This is a genomic window from Sandarakinorhabdus limnophila DSM 17366 (assembly GCF_000420765.1).
GTDB classification, from domain to species: Bacteria; Pseudomonadota; Alphaproteobacteria; order Sphingomonadales; family Sphingomonadaceae; genus Sandarakinorhabdus; species Sandarakinorhabdus limnophila.
In genome coordinates, this window is sequence record NZ_ATVO01000003.1 from 441,178 (window position 1) to 457,511 (window position 16,334).

Consider the following 16,334-nt stretch of genomic DNA (forward strand, 5'->3'; position numbering starts at 1 on the left):
CCGATCGCTGGCTGGTGACGATCAATGGCATTTCCAGCCAATGCCAGTCGGCCGGTACCGGCTTCAGTGCGGTTGGCTTCCAGCTCAATGCCTGCGGGCTCGATCTGTCGACATTCGGCATTGCCAGTGGCGGCACAGTCTCCTCGCTGCGGCTGGGCTTCCTCACCAACAACCAAACCATTGCGTCCACGTCGCTGGTTGGCGCGCTCAACCCGCAAGCAGTGGGTGGGGCGATTCCGGAACCGGCCACCTGGGCAATGCTGCTCACCGGCTTTGGCCTGGTGGGTGCCACCATGCGCCGCCGGGCAGCGGCGACCGCCGCCTGAGCAAGCTGCTGCTCTGACGCCAGATCACGCTGGCCGCGCCGGCAATGGCAGCAAACGTTTGTTGCCACTGCCGGCGCAGCTGCATTGTCGTTGCAGACCACGCCGACGGGATCAGCATTGATCCCTAATTGCCGCTGATCCACTGCTGGGGCAGCATCCCCTTAAACGACCGGCGCCTATCGTCGGCAGTTTGGGGGATGCGATGATGTCGGCGGGGCAAGCGAAGGCCGTGCCTGTCACGATCAGGAATCGGCTGGCGTGGTCCGATCTCAGCGCCGCGCTCGCTGCGGGCTGGGCCGATTATCGCGCCGCACCGCTGTTCGGTCTGTTCTTTGCCGGCATCTACGTGGCCGCCGGGCTGGCGCTGGCCTGGGCCCTGGCGACGCAAAGCGCCGTGGCGTGGCTGGTGCCGGCCGCCGCCGGGTTTCCGCTGCTGGCGCCCTTCTGCGCCGTTGGCCTCTATGAAGTCAGCCGCTGCCGCGAAGCGCTGCAACCGCTGCGCTGGGGCGGGGTGCTCGGCGCGCTCAGGGGCCGCGGCGACGATCAGATCCTTTCGATGGGCGTCATCATCTTCGTGGCGTTCGGCTTCTGGCTGATGATCGCCCACGCCATCTTTGCCATCTTCCAGGCCGACAGCGGGACCGACAGTCTGGCCTTCCTTCTCACCAGCACCGGCATCGTAATGCTGGCCTTCGGCAGTGCGATCGGTGCGTTGTTGGCTCTGGGCTTCTATGCCGTCACCGTGGTCAGCCTGCCGATGCTGGTTGATCGCGACGTCGATTTCATGACGGCGGTCATCGCCAGCCTCGCCAGCGTGCGCGACAATGGCGCGGTCCTGCTGGGCTGGGCCGTGCTGGTCGCCGCCGCGCTGTTCCTCGCCATGCTGCCAGCCTTTCTGGGCCTGCTGGTGGTGCTGCCGGTGTTGGGCCACGCCACCTGGCACCTGTATCGCCGGCTGGTGGCCTAGAGCGCGCCGGCCTCCTGAAGGCACGAAACCAGCACCTCCGCATCGATATTGCCGCCCGAAAGCGTTGCAATCACCGTCGTGCCCTGCACGTCCACCTTTCCCGCCAGCAGCGCGGCCAGCGTCACGCAGCCCCCCGGCTCCACCACCAGTTTCAGTTCGCGGAAGGCAAAGGCCACCGCACGCGCCACCTCGGCCTCGCTCACCGATACGCCGGTAGCACCATGGTGGCGCAGGGTTTCAAAGGTGATCTCCGCCATCACAAGTGTCTGCAGCGCGTCGCAGCGGGTGGGGCCGGGGTTTTCCACCGGCAGGATGCGCCCGGCCGCCAGGCTGCGGCACACGTCATCATAGCCTTCCGGTTCCACCACAACGATCGGCAACTGGCTGCCGGCCGCAAACCCGCCCGAAAGCCCGCCACCGCCGCAGCAGGTCAGCACCAGATCGGCCGTCTCGCCCTTGGCCGCCAGATCCTGCACCGCTTCCAGCCCGGCTGTGCCTTGGCCGGCGATGATCAGCGGATCGGCAAAGGGCGGCACAATGATGGCCCCGCGCGCTTCGGCCAGTTTTGCCGCAATCGTCTCGCGGCTTTCGGTCAGCCGGTCATAGAACACCACGTCTGCGCCATCAGCCCGCGTGCGCTCCACCTTCAGCTTCGGCGCGTCCGATGGCATCACGATCACCGCCGGCATGCCCAGCAGCTTTGCCGCCCGCGCGACGCCCTGCGCATGGTTGCCCGAGGAATAGGCCACCACGCCGCCGCGCCGGCCTTCGGGCGGGATCGCCAGCAGGCGATTCATCGCGCCGCGGAACTTGAAGCTGCCGGTGTGCTGCAGATTCTCAGGCTTGAACCACACGCGGCCACCGCAGAGCGCATCCAGCGTCGGATTGTTCAAAAGCGGGGTGCGCACCGGCCAGGTGCCAAGGCGTTTTGCCGCAGCCAGGACATCTGCATGGACAACCGGGGAAGTCATTGAAAAAACGCCCTTTCACAAAAATGTCACAAGGCTGGGAAGCCCCAAGGCAACCTATTGAAAGCCAAAGCAAAAACCCGCTTTTTCTTCAGCGGCGCATTGTAACAAAAATCTTCTTTACACGGGGGGGGTTAAACCATAGGTAGCGCGCCGCTGCCCCATGGGACTTCCACCGCAAGGCAGCTTTGGTGTCAATGCCGGCGATCGCCCGGGCGGCCCTTTCGGGGGCCAACCGGTCAAGCGCGCAGCAGCGACATACTTTGCCCACCCGGAGGTCCCTTGAGTTGCTCAAGCAAAACGAAGCGCTGTCGGTAGCGCGGCTCCTGCGTCCAACGCAGCCCGTTACCCTTGTCCGCCCTCATGCCGCTCGCCGCGCGGCCCGGTTCTTCTTGTCGATGTTTCCGGGCACGTCGATGTATGCGGTCAAGGCCAACCCTTCCGCTGATCTGATCCGCACCCTGTGGGATGCGGGGCTGACGCATTATGATGTCGCCTCCATCGCCGAAGTGCGCCTGGTGCGCGAAGTGGCGCCCAATGCGGTCCTGTGCTTCATGCACCCGATCAAGCCGCCGGAGGCCATTGCCGAAGCCTATCACAGCCATGGCGTGCGGGTATTCAGCCTTGACAGCATCGACGAGCTGGACAAGATCGTGGCCGCCACGTCGAAGGACGGCGTAGCCGCGACCGACCTCACGCTGTGCGTGCGGCTGCGCGTCTCCTCCTCGCACTCCAAACTCAGCCTGGCGTCGAAATTCGGCGTGCATGCCGATGAAGCCGCCCCCGTGCTGATGGCCGCCCGCCAGGTGGCCGATGCGCTGGGCATCTGCTTCCACGTCGGCAGCCAGGCGATGAGCCCGCAGGCCTATGGCGATGCCATGGCGCAGGTGCGTGCCGCCATCGTTGGCGCCGGCGTCACCGTCGATATCGTCGATGTTGGCGGCGGTTTCCCGTCCATCTATCCGGGCATGGAGCCGGGCCGGCTTGAAGCCTATTTCGAAGTGATCCACCGCGCCTTCGAAGCCCTGCCGATTTCCTATTCGGCCGAACTATGGTGCGAGCCGGGCCGCGCGCTGTGCGCCGAGTACAGCTCGGTGCTGGTCCGCGTCGAAGCCCGCAAGGGCGATGTGCTGTACATCAACGATGGTGCCTATGGTGCCCTGTTCGATGCCGCGCATATCGATTGGCGTTTCCCGGTCGAACTGGTGCGCGACACCGTCAGCCGGGCGCGCGACATGGAGTTCAGCTTCTGGGGCCCGACCTGCGACGACATGGATTACATGCGCGGGCCGTTCGCCCTGCCCGCCGATATCGCGGCCGGTGACTATATCGAGATCGGCATGCTCGGCGCCTATGGTTCCGCCATGCGCACCGGCTTCAACGGCTTCACTGCCGGCGAAACGGTGATCGTGTCGGACGAACCGATGGACACGCTCTATGCTGTCACGGAAGAGTCGCCGGACAAGATTATCCAGCTGCGCTCGAAGTAAGTCTTCAGGCCCCCGCTTTTGCCGGCGGGGGCCGCTTTCCCCGCTCGGCGCCGGACTCCCCCGGCCGCGGGCGGCGCTCACGCGCCGGGCCATCGTCTGAACACGGGAGCAATCCATGACCGATACATTGAACCCCAACCCTCTAAACGCCGTCGTTACCGAGCTCACCCCCGCCGAGCGCCAGCGCAAGGCCGAGCTGCTGTCGACGCTCGTCGAACATATCGACATCAAGAGCTTTGACGCCCGCCCGATCATCGACGGCATGGCCAAGATGAGCTTCACCAGCCGCGATCTGGCCCGCGCCACCGCCATCTACAACCAGATGCTGGCCGATCCCGATTGCACCATCTTCCTAGTGATCGCCGGTTCGACCAGCGCCGGCGGCTGCATGGATCTCTATGCCGATCTGCTGCGCAACAACATGATCGATGGCATCGTCGCCACCGGCGCCTCCATCGTTGACATGGATTTCTTCGAAGGCCTTGGCCACAAGCATTATCAGGCCCTGGAAGTGCCGGATGACGACACGCTGCGCTCGCTGCTGATCGATCGCATCTACGATACCTATATCGATGAAGAAGCCCTGCAGGATTGCGATCACACCATCTACGAGATCGCCAACACGCTGGAACCGCGCGGTTATTCCAGCCGCGCCTTCATTCGGGAGATGGGCAAGTATCTGTCCGAGCATGGCAAGAAGGAGAACAGCCTCGTCAAGCTCGCCTATGAGCATGACGTGCCGATCTTCTGCCCGGCCTTCGTCGACAGCAGCGCCGGTTTCGGCCTGGTGAAGCACCAGGTTGATCGCGCCAAGGCCGGCCAGCCCTATATGATGCTGGATGCCATCGCCGATTTCCGCGAACTGACCGACATCAAGATCAAGGCCGGCACCACCGGCCTGTTAATGATCGGCGGCGGCGTGCCGAAGAACTTCATTCAGGACACCGTGGTCTGCGCCGAGATCCTCGGCCACCACGATGTGGAAGTGCACAAATATGCCGTGCAGATCACCGTGGCCGACGTGCGCGATGGCGCCTGCTCGTCCTCGACGCTGCAGGAAGCGGCCTCGTGGGGCAAGGTCAACACCGGCATCGAACAGATGGTGTTCGCCGAAGCCGGCAGCGTGATGCCGCTGCTCGCCAGCGACGCCTATCACCGCGGCCATTGGAAGGTCCGCGCCAAGCGCGCGTGGGGCAAGCTGTTCGCCTGACGGCGAAGTGCTGAGGGGTAACCCTCTCCGTTTGACATCGGCTTGAAAACCTAAGAACCCTCCCCGCCACAAACGGGGAGGGTTTTTCATATGAACAAGGCAATCTTGCTGCCGATGCTGGTGCTGGCCGGCTGGACGATGATCGTGTGGATCTGGATGTACGCCACGCGCATCCCGGCCATGGGCCGCGCGGGCATCGATGGTACCAAGATGGTGGGCGCCACCGGCAAGAGTCTGCGAGATGATCTGGTCGCTGCCGGCGAGCACCGCGCCAGCTGGGTGGCCGACAATTACAATCATCTGATGGAACAGCCGACGATCTTCTACGCAACCGCGCTGGCGCTGGCGGTGATGGGTGAAGGCGGCAGCCTGGCCGTGAACCTGGCCTGGGGTTATGCCGGCCTGCGGATCGTTCACAGCCTCGTGCAGATCCTGTCGAACCGGGTCGTCGTGCGCTTCCTGGTGTTCGCGCTGGCGTCGCTCTGCCTGCTTGGCCTGGTCCTGCTGGCCCTCAGCATCGCCAGCGCTCAGGCCTGACGTTCGAAGCGCGCCACCAGTTCGACATGCGATGACCAGCGGAACTGCGCCACTGGCCACAGCGTGGTGAGGCGATAGCCGCTTTCCACCAAAATCTTCGCATCGCGGCCGAAGCTGTTGGGATTGCAGGATACCGCGACGATCACCGGCACCGGTGATGCGGCCAGCGCCTTGGCCTGCGCTTCGGCCCCGGCGCGTGGCGGATCGAACACGACCGCATTCAGCCCGGCCAGTTCCTTGTCCACCAGCGGCCGGCGGAACAGGTCACGGTGCTGCACCTCCACCCGGCGGCCAGCACTGCGGGCGGTCGCGCCCAGCGCCATCACGGCCGGCCCGGCCGCATCGACGGCCAGCACAGCCGCCTTTTGCGAAAGCGGCAGGGCGAATGTGCCGAGCCCGCAGAACAGATCGGCCACCCGTGCTGCCCCGCCGACGGACTCCAGCACTGCCGCCACCAGCGCCGCCTCGCCCTCGCGCGTTGCCTGCAGGAACGGTGCCACCGGCAATGGCACAGCGACGCCGCCCATGTTGAGCACCGGTTGCCGCCGCTCCACCAGTGTGTCGATGCCGCCGGGCCCTTCCACGCTCAACCGCGCCAGATCATGTTTGTCGGCAAAATTTGTCAGCGCCTCGATCGCCGCCAGCCCTTCGGCCGACACATTGGCGAGCAGCACATCCACCCCGGCATCCGACAGCGTGAGCGCGATTCCCGCCCCCTGCCCGTCCCTCAACCGCGCCCGCAGCAGAACCCTGAGCGGGCCCAGCAGCGCCATCAATTCCGGCGCCAGCACCGGGCAATCGGCGATATCAACCAGCGCGTGTGTGCCTTCGCTGTGAAAGCCCAGCACCAGCTTCCCGCTGCGCTTCAGCGCCTTCAGGCTCGCGCGGCGCCGGCTGCGCGGTGGGGACAGCGCAATGGGCCGCACATCGGCCGGCAGCGCCAACACCCGGCTCAACCGGTCGATCACGAAATCCCGATAAGCCGCTTCATCCATGTGCTGCATCTGGCAGCCGCCACAATCCGGATAATGGGCGCAAGCCGGGGCCGCGTGGTGCGGGCCGGCAATGATGCGCGGCGGATTGCTGCTGAAATCCACGCTGTCGCCTACTGCCGCCAGCGGCACGAAGCGGCCATCATCGCTGACGCCATCCCCCCGCGCCGCCAGCCGCACGATGGGGCGCCAAGAACTGGCAACGCCGCTCATAACGCGGCCAGCACGGCCGGCAGGCTGGCCACAAGATCATCGGATATGCCGCCTGGCCCCAGCCGCAAACCGGCCTCGCCATGCAACCAGGCCGCCGCCTGCGCTGCTTCGAACAGCGGCAGCCCCTGCGCGATCAGTGCAGCGATCATCCCGGCCAGCACATCGCCCGAACCGGCCGTGGCCAGAAACGGGCTGGCATGGGCGTTGATCGCCGTGCGGCCATCCGGTGCCGCGATGATGGTGGCGGCGCCCTTCAATAGCACCACCGCATCACTGGTGCGCGCCGCCGCCTGCACTGCACCCAACCGGTCTTCCCCCACCGGGCCAAACAGCTGCGTGAACTCGCCTTCGTGCGGGGTAAGCACGGCGGGCGCGCCAATCGGCCCGCGCGGCAGCAGGCGCAGGGCGCCCGCATCGATCACAAGTGACTTGCCGGCCCAGCTCAGCCGCTTCAGCCAGCCACGCGCCCGTGCATCCGCCTCCATGCCCGGGCCGATCACCACCGCGCCCAGCCGCTTGTCGGTCAGCAGCGCAGCGGCCTCGTCATCATTGCGCCGCATCAGCGCCAGCGCCGGCATTGGGCCGCCCTCTCCGGCCAGCGTCACCAGCCCCGCGCCCGTGCGCAGCGCCGCCAAGCCGGCCAGACCCGACGCGCCACCATGGCCGGGCGTGCCTTCCACCACCATCACCCAGCCGCGCGCATATTTGTGTGCCTCGCGCCCCGGCCCCAGCAACTGCGGCCGCGCCGTGAAAGCCAGCGGGCTTTCGATGGCAATGCCGATATCCACCACCGCCAGCCGGCCGGTGACGAAGGCGCCTTCGCCCAACACGTGCCCGGGCTTGGCGGCTCCAAAACTCAGCGTCAGCTCCGCCGGCAGCACCCGGCCCAGCGCCTTGCCGGTATCCGCGTCCAACCCCGAGACGATGTCGATGGCCACCACGCGCCCGACACCCTGCAAACGATCCAGCGCCGCCTGGGCGCTTTCCGGCAGCGGTCGGGTAAGGCCAGTGCCGAGCAGTGCATCCACGATCAACGGCGCGGCCGGCGCCTCGCTCAGCGGCACCACGGGGCCTGTCCAGCGCCGCGCCATGGTCGCTGCTGGCTCGGACGTGGGCGGCGCATCGGCGGCCACCGTGACCGCCACGCCGGCTTCGTCCAGCCGGCAGGCAATGCCATAGCCATCGCCGCCATTATTGCCCGGCCCGCACAGCACGGTGGCGTGCCGAGCCGGCGCGAACGCCATGATCGCCCGCGCCGCGCCTGCCGCCGCCCGTTCCATCAGGGTAAGCGCGGAGGTGCCGGCCGCGATGGCAGCAGCTTCAGCGGCCCGCATGGCAGCGGCAGAAACGATGGTGGGGCCAGAATCGGGTTTCAACATGCGCGCCTTGTCACAAAGCACGCGCGTCGGCACAAGGCCGGTGATGACCGTACCTCTCCACATCCGCGCCGTCCGCGCCGAAGATGCCGCCGAACTGGCCGAACTGCTGAACGCCATCATCGCGCGCGGCGGCACCACTGCGTTCGAAACGCCGTTCACGCCCGAGAGGTTGCGGGAGGCTTATCTGATCGGCCCCACGGTGCATTGCTGCTTCGTGGCAGAGGCCGATGGCTGCCTGCTCGGCTTTCAGACGCTGGGCACGCAACCCTTCCTGCCAGCGCACATTGGGGACATCGCCACCTTCACCCGTGTCGGCGGCACGCAATCGGGCGTCGGCTCCGCGCTGCTCGATGCCACCACGGCACGCGCCCGCGAAATCGGCCTCACCGCCATCAACGCCACCATCCGCGGCGACAACACCGGCGGCCTCACCTTCTACAGCCGCATGGGTTTCATTGATCACGAAATCGTGCCGGCCGTGCCGCTGAAAGACGGCACGCCGGTGGACCGCATCCGCAAACGCTTCGCGCTTTAGATATCCGCAAACACGTGGGTTTCCCCATGCGCGCCAGGATGCGTCACCGCCCCCAGCCGCGCCGGGCCCACCGTCTGCGCGAATTTCCAGATCGCGCCTGATTGGTAATCGGTGGCGCGTGGAACCCAGTTGGCCCGCCGCGCGTCCAGCACAGCAGCGTCCACCTCCAGCTCGATGGTGCCGGCCTCCGCATCGATGCTGATCATGTCACCATCCTCGATCAGCGCGATCGGCCCGCCTTCGGCCGCTTCCGGCCCCACATGCCCGATGCAGAACCCGCGCGTCGCGCCCGAGAACCGGCCATCGGTGATCAACGCCACCTGCTCGCCCATGCCCTGGCCATAGAGCGCCGCCGTCGTGGACAGCATCTCGCGCATGCCCGGCCCACCCTTGGGGCCTTCATAGCGGATCACGATCACGCAGCCGGGCACGATCCCGCGCTGCTCGACGACGGCAAAGCAGGCCTCCTCGCTGTCAAACACGCGGGCCGGGCCACGGAACTGCAGCGTCTTCATCCCCGCCACCTTCACGATGGCACCATCAGGGGCCAGGCTGCCCTTCAGGCCCACAACACCGCCGGTGGGCGTGATCGGGTTCGAAACCTCGTAAATCACCTTCTGGTTCGGGTTCCAGCTGATCTCGTCAATATTCTCGGCCAGCGTCTTGCCGCTCACCGTCATGCAGTCGCCATGGATGAAGCCGGCATCGAACAGCGTTTTCAACACCATGTACACGCCGCCCGCGTCATACATGTCCTTCGCCACATATTTGCCGCCGGGCTTCAGATCGGCAATGTACGGCGTCGTCTTGAAAATCTCGGCCATGTCGAACAGATCAAACTTCACGCCACACTCGTTGGCCATGGCCGGCAAGTGCAGCGCGCCGTTGGTGGAACCGCCTGTGGCGGCCACGATCCGCGCCGCATTCTCGAACGCTTCGCGCGTGCAGATATCGCGCGGGCGGATGTTGCGCTCCAGCAGAGTCATGATCTGCTTGCCCGCCGCAATCGCGATGTCGGCGCGGCTGCCATAGGGCGCCGGCGCCATGTTGCTGTTGGGCAGCGAAAGCCCAATGGCTTCGCCCACACAGGCCATGGTGTTGGCGGTATATTGCCCGCCGCACGCACCATGGCCGGGGCACGCCACCTTCTCCAGCGCCGTCAGCCGGGCAATCGGGCAGTTGCCGGCCGCAAAGCCGCCCACCGCCTCGAACACGTCCACCACGGTCACGTCCTTGTCTTCAAAACGGCCGGGCAGGATCGACCCACCATAAACAAAGATGCTCGGCACATTCAGCCGCAGCATCGCCATCATCATGCCCGGCAGGCTCTTGTCGCACCCGGCAAAGCCGATCAGCGCATCATAACAATGGCCGCGCATCGAAAGCTCGACACTGTCGGCAATGCAATCGCGGGAAACCAGCGACGCCTTCATGCCCTGGTGCCCCATGGCGATCCCGTCCGTGACGGTGATGGTGTTGAACCGCCGCGGCATCCCGCCCGCCTCGTTCACCCCAATCCGCGCCGCATCCGCCTGCGCATCCAGTGTGGTGTTGCACGGTGCCGAGTCATTCCCCGCAGAGGCAATCCCCACGAACGGCCGCCCGATTTCCTCCTCGGTCAGCCCCATGGCGTAATAATAACTGCGATGCGGCGCCCGCTCCGGCCCCACCGAAACATGACGGCTGGGCAGCTTGGACTTGTCGAATCTTGTCATTTTAGGGCCTCTTTGGCTAACAATCTTGCCTTGGCGCAGAGGGGCGATGGGGTCAAGGGTGGAGTATCAAAGCGTGCCTCCGGTAGGCAGGGACCCGTCCCTGCCTACCGGAGGCTCGTCTTTTCTTCCTACAGCCCCCGCCGCACATTTGCGATGCAGTCCGCCAATATGTGCGTCCAGCGCGCCACGCCTTCCTTTGTGAGTAACCCGTCATTGCGCACTTCGATGCCGAGATAGGGAATACGCGCTGCTTCGGCGTGACGGTCCATGGTGTAGTTGAGGTCGCGGCCGGAATAGGGCTGGTTGTCGCCCACGTGCAGGCCACGGCTGGCCAAGGCGACAAGGCCCAGCCGGGCCGCGCGATCGTCTTGATTGTAGAGGATGCCGATCGGCCACGGGCGCTGCTCTTCTGCGCGGGTGGCGAGCTGCGGCGTGAAGCTGTGGACGGAGATGATCAGGGCCGGGCGGGTGGCGGCGATCTGGTGGGCGATGGCGGCGTGATAGGGGGCGTGGATGGCCTCCACCCGCAGGTCGCGTTCTTCTTGCGCCAGGTTCCAGTTGCCTGGGATCAGGTGGCCGTCGCTGCTGGCCGGCACGGCGCCCAGTTCGGCAGGATCGCGGTTCAGATCGACCACCAGGCGCGAGACGGTGGCGATGATGGCCGGGGCAGACAGCGCGCGGGCCAGACGGCGGGTGAGCGCATCGGTGCCGATATCCACCGCGATATGATCATTGAGCAGCGCGAGCGGGATGCCCAGATCAATGCCGGGCGGCACAGCGGCCGACGCGTGATCGGCGATCAGCAGCAGATCGGCGGTGCCGGGCAGGATTTCGGGCAGGCTCATTGCTGCCGGCATAGCCCCCTTGCCGCACGGAAAAAAGGCCCGGTGGCGAACCACCGGGCCTTAGGGGGCATCCTTGGGAGGATGAAACCGATAATTACTGGCCAATAGCCGGCAGGGCGGCCAGCTCGGTGCCGAGCAGCTTGGCGGCGGCGGCGAACTTCTTGCCGGCTTCGAACTTGGCGTCGGCGGCGCACAGGGCTTCACCGGTCGAAACCAGCTTCAGGGCCTTGGTGGCGTCTTCGCCGCCCTTGGCTTCGGCCAGGGTGCGGATCTGGGCCGGGGTCACCTTGCAGCTGACCGGAGCGGCAGCGGCGACGGGGGTGGCGGCCACGGCAGCGGCAGTGATGGCCAGAGCGATGATGCGGTTCAACATGGGTCTTCTCCTGTTGCGGCGCCAGGATCTGGGTCCGCGTGACGTGACATGAATTCCGATTGATTTGAGCAACGCCGCCCCCGACCGAGGGGGGGGGAGTTGAGCGGAGGCTGAGCGCTGCTCAAATCAACTGAGGGCGTTCTAAGTGCGGCTCAGAAGACCGTCAACAGCTATTTTGAGCGTTGGTCAGAATGTCGCGGTGCGGCATAGCAATATCAATTAGTTGCATGAATGACGTAGCCAGAATGTGGCGCTGCAACCAGGAAATTGCGTGGCCATTAGAGCGCGACTCGGGACTGCGGTTCCCGAATCAGATGATGTGCGTGGGGCAGAGCCACCAGTCGCTATCGGCAAGCGCCGTCACCGCCCGATCGCGCGCCGCCAGATCGGGATAGAGCGCCAGGCAGGTGGCGCCGGAGCCGCTCATCCGCACAAGGCTCGTTCCCCCTGCCCGCTCCAGTGCCGCCAGCACATCGGCGATCACCGGCTGCAGGGCAATGGCCGCCGCGGTCATGTCGTTGCGCAGCCGATCAAGCGGCAGGGCGGGATCGATGGGGCCGAGATCGCGCTGGTCCCAGCCGGCGAACACCGGCCCGGTCGCAACCGCCACACGTGGATTGACCAGCAAAACGGGCGTGCCGGCCGGATCGTGGGGCCAGGCCGAAAGCGCCTCCCCCTTGCCCGCACCAAAGCGCATCTGGCTGTACACGCAAACCGGCACATCGGCGCCCAAAGGCTCGGCCAATGTCGCCAGCCGGTCGAGTGGCCAGTTGAGACCCCACAGCCGGTTCAGCAACCGCAGCGCGGCGGCCGCATCCGCCGAGCCGCCACCGAGACCGGCCGCAACCGGAATCCGCTTCTCCAGGGTGACGGCAGCGCCCGGCACCATTCCGGCAGCCGCCGCCAGCGCCCAGCCAGCGCGCAGCACCAGATTGTCAGCATCCGGACCCGCCGCGGCAGCCGTTGGACCCGAAAGCGTGAGCGTGAGCGTTTCCGCCGGTGCGGCGTGGAGCGTGTCGCCGAAATCGGTGAAGGCGAAGATGCTCTCCAGATCATGATAGCCATCGGGCCGCCGCCGCCGCAGGTGCAGCGCCAGATTGATCTTGGCCGGGGCATGTTCGGTCAGCATCGCGAGGCACGCTGTGGCGCGGGCCGGCAAGCGGCGCAAGTGCTTCTATTTCTGAGCAAGCATCGCTGGCGCCGCATCAAGGCCATAGTCCAGCCGGGCCTGCAGCTTGCGCTTGTCCTCCGCCGAGGCTTCCAGCGCCAGTGCCTGGCGCCAGCGGAAGCGCGCTTCGATTCGGCGGCCCTGCTGCCACAGCGCATCGCCCAAGTGACTGATAATGGTAGGATCCTGTGGTTCAAGGCTGATGGCACGTTCCAGCGTGGCCACCGCCTTGTCCACCTCGCCCGTCTGCAATTGCACCCAACCCAGGGAATCGATGATGCCGCCATCACCGGGGCGCAACTGGGCAGCCTTTTCGATCAGGGCGCGTGCTTCGACCGGCGCGCCACCGCGTTCGAGCAGGCCATAGCCGAGATAATTCAGCACTCCCGGTTCATCAGGGAACAGCGCCAGCGCGGCGCGAAAATCGGACTGCGCGCCCGGCCAATCGCCGGCGCGATCGCGCATCATGCCGCGCAGATAGTACAGGTTCCACGCCGAAGCGCCCAACCCCCTGCCAAAACGATCAATTGCCATGCCGTAGGCGCTGGCGGCTTCGGCAAAGCGACTGGCTCTGCTGTGCCAGCCGGCCAGCCCGCCCCAATCATCGGCCGATGCCTCCGGCGCCTCGGCGGCGCGTTGCAGCAACTGCCCGGCCGCGGTAGATTGGCCAGCGGCTTCAAGTACTTCGGCGCGGCGGGCGCGCACAGCTTCTTCCAGACCAAGCCCGGCAGGCACCTTGTCCAGCGCGGCCAGCGCCGGCTGCGTCTGATCGGACTTACCCAGCATGTCGCCCACGGTCAGCCAGGTGATCGGCAATTCAGGCGCCAGGAAACTGGCCAGCCGGGCGAAATTCAACGCCATCGGCTCGGAACGTTCCCGCGCCAGATCAATCGCAAGCCGCGCCGCCGTCCACGCCAGCGCCTGCCGGGGTTCGGCCACCAGGGGGCCCAGCCGCTGGCCGGCCTGCAGCCGTTCACGTGCCACTGCCGTCGGCCGATCGCCCGGGTAGAGCACGGCCAATGCCTCGTCCTTGCGGCCGGCCATCACCAGTGCATCGGCCTGACCTTGCCGCAGGAACAGCAAAGCCGGGCCGCCGCCGGAGCGGGCCTGGCGATAGGCGGTGGCCGCTTCATCCCAGCGGCCCAGGCTGGCCAGCAGATGGGCGCGTTGTTCGGCGATATAGGCGCGCAGGAAGCCTTGGTGACGCTGCGGATCGAGCAGATTGAGCGCTGCCCCGGCATCGCCACGGGCCTGCGCCACCCAGGCGTCGACCACCGGCCCAACGACAATCGGCCAGCCTTGCCCGCCCAGTTTCTGGCGCAAGGATGCGGCCAACGCCCAATCCTTGCGGATCACGGCTTCAGCAATGCGCGTCATGATCACATCGGGATCGCTGGCGCCATCGGCGGCCAGGCTGCGCGCCAATTGGAACGCCCGCGCCTGATCGCCGTTGGCCAGCGCTAGTTCCCAGCTGCGGCGCTTGATGCTGGCCGCAGCCGGATCGGCGGCACGCGCCTCCTCCATCAACCGGGCGGCCAGCCCGACCTCGTTATCCAGCACGGCGTAGCGGCCAATGACATAGGCGTGCAGCGCGGAATCGCTGGGGGCTGCCGGCTTGGCGGCTTGGGCTGTCGTGGCAGAGAGCGCGAGCAGGGCAGCGATGGTGAGGCGGGTGCGCATGTGTGGTGAAGATGGCGGGGTGTGGGAGGAATGTCGAGGGGGGTGAGAGTCGCGGGGGGATGAGTGCTGCTGGGTGCGGCCGGCGGCAGAGCCGCCGAGTCCGCTTCTGGGGATAGGGAAAAAGGAAGGAAGAGCGTGGCGGAGCCACGCCGTCGGACGAGTCAAAAAGGGCGGCCTGTTGGGCCGCCCTTTTCGCTCGCCGTCCGGACACTTGCGCGAGCCCGTGTCCATCGCTGCGCAATGGTCACTGGCCGCGCTGCGTCACATATTCGGATAGTTCGGGCCCCCACCGCCCTCTGGCACGACCCAATTGATATTCTGCGTCATGTCCTTGATATCGCACGTCTTGCAATGCACGCAGTTCTGCGCGTTGATCTGCAGCCGCGGCGCGTTCTCTTCGACGCCAACAATCTCATACACGCCGGCTGGGCAATAACGCTGCGCCGGCTCGTCATAGAGCGCGAGATTGACCTCGACCGGCACCGAGTCATCCTTCAGCGTCAGGTGGCAGGGTTGGTCTTCCTCGTGGTTGGTGTTCGAAAGAAACACGCTGGAGAGACGGTCGAAACTGATCACGCCATCCGGCTTGGGATAGACGATTTTCGGCGCGTCATCCTTGCGGCGCATATGGGTGTTGTCGGGGCTGAGCTTGAAGGTGAACGGCAGCTCATAGCCCAGATACTCCATCCACATCATCACGCCGCCCATGGCGGTGCCCACCACATTGCCGAACTTTTCCACCGCCGGCAGCACGTTGCGGACGATCTTCAGTTCTTCATGCACCCAGCTCTTCTTGTAAGCGGCGTCATAATCCTTCAGTTCGTCCCAACCGCGCTGGGCGGCGATGGCCGCGACGGCGCATTCAGCGGCCATCATGCCGCTCTTCATCGCCGTGTGGCTGCCCTTGATGCGCGGCACGTTCAGGAAGCCTGCAGCGCAACCAATCAAGGCGCCGCCAGGGAAGGCCAGTTTCGGCACCGCCTGCAAGCCACCATCATTGATGGCGCGTGCGCCATAGGAAACGCGGCGGCCGCCTTCCAGAATTTCGCGGATCGCCGGGTGGGTTTTCCAGCGCTGGAATTCCTCGAACGGCGACAGGTGCGGGTTGTCATAGTTGAGCCACACCGAGAAGCCCAAGGCCACCTGGCCATTGGCTTGGTGATAGAGGAAGCCGCCGCCATTGGCATCGCTCAGCGGCCAGCCCTGGCTGTGGATCACCCGACCCGGCACATGCTTTTCGGCCGGGATGTCCCACAACTCCTTCAGGCCGATGCCGTAAATCTGCGGCTGGCTGTTCTTGCGCAGATCGAACCGGCTGATGATCTGCTTGGAAAGATGCCCGCGCGCGCCTTCGGCGAAGAAGGTGTACTTGGCGTGGATTTCCAGGCCGGGCGTCCAGCTGTCTTTCTTGGAACCATCCTTGGCGATGCCCATGTCGCCGGTGGCGACGCCCTTCACACTGCCATCATCGTTGAACAGCACTTCGGCCGCGGCAAAGCCGGGGAAAATTTCCACGCCAACCGCTTCGGCCTGGGTGGCGAGCCAGCGGGTGAGATTGCCGAGGCTGACGGTATAACAGCCCTTGTTCTGCATGAACGGCGGCAACAGCGCGTGCGGGAATTCATATTTCTTGGTTTCCGTCAGCACCCAGTGATGGTTCTCCGTCACCGGCACGGTCAGCGGCGAATCCATGGTGCGCCACTCGGGCAGCAGCTCGTCCAGCGCGCGGGGATCAACCACTGCACCCGACAGGATATGCGCGCCGATTTCGCTGCCCTTTTCCAGGATGCACACCGAAAGCTCGACACCCAGCCGCTGTGCTTCCTGCTTGGCCCGGATCGCCGCGGAAAGGCCAGCTGGCCCACCGCCCACGATCACCAGATCATAGGGCATCGATTCCCGTTCGCTCACGTGCTTTCCCCATCCTCGCGGCGCC

At 65.9% G+C, this 16,334-nt stretch carries 14 protein-coding genes and 1 pseudogene; 6 read left to right on the forward strand and 9 right to left on the reverse strand.

What is annotated here, in order from left to right; genetic code table 11:
- Positions 1-230: 230 nt before the first annotated feature.
- Positions 231-326 (forward strand): annotated as a pseudogene (locus G566_RS15905) (PEPxxWA-CTERM sorting domain-containing protein); the annotation flags it as partial.
- A gap of 229 nt (positions 327-555) precedes the next feature.
- Positions 556-1,293: a DUF2189 domain-containing protein gene (locus G566_RS0102270; protein ID WP_243442390.1), complete on the forward strand. Its 738-nt coding sequence runs from the start codon at positions 556-558 to the stop codon at positions 1,291-1,293.
- On the opposite strand, the gene G566_RS0102275 is transcribed toward G566_RS0102270, so the two are convergent.
- Positions 1,290-2,264 carry a threonine ammonia-lyase gene (locus tag G566_RS0102275; protein WP_022679061.1) on the reverse strand — a complete coding sequence of 325 codons (975 nt, stop codon included), beginning with the start codon at positions 2,262-2,264 and terminating at the stop codon, positions 1,290-1,292. The genes G566_RS0102270 and G566_RS0102275 overlap by 4 nt on opposite strands.
- A gap of 284 nt (positions 2,265-2,548) precedes the next feature.
- On the opposite strand from G566_RS0102275, the gene G566_RS13265 reads away from it, so the two are divergent.
- From G566_RS13265 to G566_RS0102290, 3 genes are all read left to right on the forward strand, one after another.
- The gene (locus tag G566_RS13265; RefSeq protein ID WP_040605298.1) at positions 2,549-3,751 is read left to right on the forward strand and encodes a type III PLP-dependent enzyme; all 1,203 of its coding nucleotides are present in this window, start codon (positions 2,549-2,551) and stop codon (positions 3,749-3,751) included.
- 115 nt (positions 3,752-3,866) lie between these two features.
- Positions 3,867-4,961 (forward strand): 1,9-bis(guanidino)-5-aza-nonane synthase, encoded by a 1,095-nt coding sequence (locus G566_RS0102285; protein WP_022679063.1) that lies wholly within the window; start codon positions 3,867-3,869, stop codon positions 4,959-4,961.
- A 90-nt stretch (positions 4,962-5,051) separates the two neighbouring features.
- Positions 5,052-5,498 (forward strand): MAPEG family protein, encoded by a 447-nt coding sequence (locus tag G566_RS0102290; RefSeq protein ID WP_022679064.1) that lies wholly within the window; start codon positions 5,052-5,054, stop codon positions 5,496-5,498.
- On the opposite strand, the gene G566_RS0102295 is transcribed toward G566_RS0102290, so the two are convergent.
- Both G566_RS0102295 and G566_RS0102300 read right to left on the reverse strand, forming a co-directional pair.
- Complete coding sequence (locus G566_RS0102295; RefSeq protein ID WP_022679065.1) at positions 5,489-6,703, reverse strand: class I SAM-dependent RNA methyltransferase; 1,215 nt, start codon at positions 6,701-6,703, stop codon at positions 5,489-5,491. The two genes, G566_RS0102290 and G566_RS0102295, sit on opposite strands and share 10 nt — an antisense overlap.
- Positions 6,700-8,082, reverse strand: a complete 1,383-nt coding sequence (locus G566_RS0102300) for a bifunctional ADP-dependent NAD(P)H-hydrate dehydratase/NAD(P)H-hydrate epimerase (protein WP_022679066.1) — start codon at positions 8,080-8,082, stop codon at positions 6,700-6,702. Before G566_RS0102300 ends, G566_RS0102295 begins: the two co-directional genes overlap by 4 nt.
- A gap of 43 nt (positions 8,083-8,125) precedes the next feature.
- On the opposite strand from G566_RS0102300, the gene G566_RS0102305 reads away from it, so the two are divergent.
- Positions 8,126-8,617, forward strand: coding sequence for a GNAT family N-acetyltransferase (locus G566_RS0102305; RefSeq protein WP_022679067.1), 492 nt, complete (start codon positions 8,126-8,128; stop codon positions 8,615-8,617).
- Here the strand turns inward: G566_RS0102305 and ilvD are convergent.
- From ilvD to G566_RS0102335, 6 genes are all read right to left on the reverse strand, one after another.
- Positions 8,614-10,332, reverse strand: coding sequence for a dihydroxy-acid dehydratase (gene ilvD / locus G566_RS0102310; RefSeq protein ID WP_022679068.1), 1,719 nt, complete (start codon positions 10,330-10,332; stop codon positions 8,614-8,616). The two genes, G566_RS0102305 and ilvD, sit on opposite strands and share 4 nt — an antisense overlap.
- Before the next feature lie 128 nt (positions 10,333-10,460).
- A complete protein-coding gene (locus tag G566_RS0102315) occupies positions 10,461-11,177 on the reverse strand; it encodes an N-formylglutamate amidohydrolase (protein ID WP_022679069.1) in 717 nt (238 codons plus the stop codon).
- Between the two features lie 94 nt (positions 11,178-11,271).
- Positions 11,272-11,550 (reverse strand): hypothetical protein, encoded by a 279-nt coding sequence (locus G566_RS0102320; RefSeq protein WP_022679070.1) that lies wholly within the window; start codon positions 11,548-11,550, stop codon positions 11,272-11,274.
- A gap of 310 nt (positions 11,551-11,860) precedes the next feature.
- Positions 11,861-12,679, reverse strand: a complete 819-nt coding sequence (locus G566_RS0102325; protein ID WP_022679071.1) for a 4-(cytidine 5'-diphospho)-2-C-methyl-D-erythritol kinase — start codon at positions 12,677-12,679, stop codon at positions 11,861-11,863.
- A 45-nt stretch (positions 12,680-12,724) separates the two neighbouring features.
- Positions 12,725-14,398, reverse strand: a complete 1,674-nt coding sequence (locus G566_RS14605) for a tetratricopeptide repeat protein (protein WP_022679072.1) — start codon at positions 14,396-14,398, stop codon at positions 12,725-12,727.
- Positions 14,399-14,659: 261 nt separating this feature from the next.
- On the reverse strand, positions 14,660-16,309 hold the full coding sequence (locus G566_RS0102335; RefSeq protein WP_029131154.1) for an electron transfer flavoprotein-ubiquinone oxidoreductase: 1,650 nt from the start codon (positions 16,307-16,309) through the stop codon (positions 14,660-14,662).
- Positions 16,310-16,334 lie beyond the last annotated feature (25 nt).

Excerpts from the sequence above, each read along its gene's own strand:
- G566_RS0102275 (WP_022679061.1), bottom strand. The coding sequence starts at position 2,264 with ATGACTTCCCCGGTTGTCCATGCAGATGTCCTGGCTGCGGCAAAACGC.
- G566_RS0102285 (WP_022679063.1), top strand. The coding sequence starts at position 3,867 with ATGACCGATACATTGAACCCCAACCCTCTAAACGCCGTCGTTACCGAG.
- G566_RS0102290 (WP_022679064.1), top strand. The coding sequence starts at position 5,052 with ATGAACAAGGCAATCTTGCTGCCGATGCTGGTGCTGGCCGGCTGGACG.
- G566_RS0102295 (WP_022679065.1), bottom strand. The coding sequence starts at position 6,703 with ATGAGCGGCGTTGCCAGTTCTTGGCGCCCCATCGTGCGGCTGGCGGCG.
- G566_RS0102300 (WP_022679066.1), bottom strand. The coding sequence starts at position 8,082 with ATGTTGAAACCCGATTCTGGCCCCACCATCGTTTCTGCCGCTGCCATG.
- G566_RS0102305 (WP_022679067.1), top strand. The coding sequence starts at position 8,126 with ATGACCGTACCTCTCCACATCCGCGCCGTCCGCGCCGAAGATGCCGCC.
- ilvD (WP_022679068.1), bottom strand. The coding sequence starts at position 10,332 with ATGACAAGATTCGACAAGTCCAAGCTGCCCAGCCGTCATGTTTCGGTG.
- G566_RS0102315 (WP_022679069.1), bottom strand. The coding sequence starts at position 11,177 with ATGAGCCTGCCCGAAATCCTGCCCGGCACCGCCGATCTGCTGCTGATC.
- G566_RS0102320 (WP_022679070.1), bottom strand. The coding sequence starts at position 11,550 with ATGTTGAACCGCATCATCGCTCTGGCCATCACTGCCGCTGCCGTGGCC.
- G566_RS0102325 (WP_022679071.1), bottom strand. The coding sequence starts at position 12,679 with ATGCTGACCGAACATGCCCCGGCCAAGATCAATCTGGCGCTGCACCTG.
- G566_RS14605 (WP_022679072.1), bottom strand. The coding sequence starts at position 14,398 with ATGCGCACCCGCCTCACCATCGCTGCCCTGCTCGCGCTCTCTGCCACG.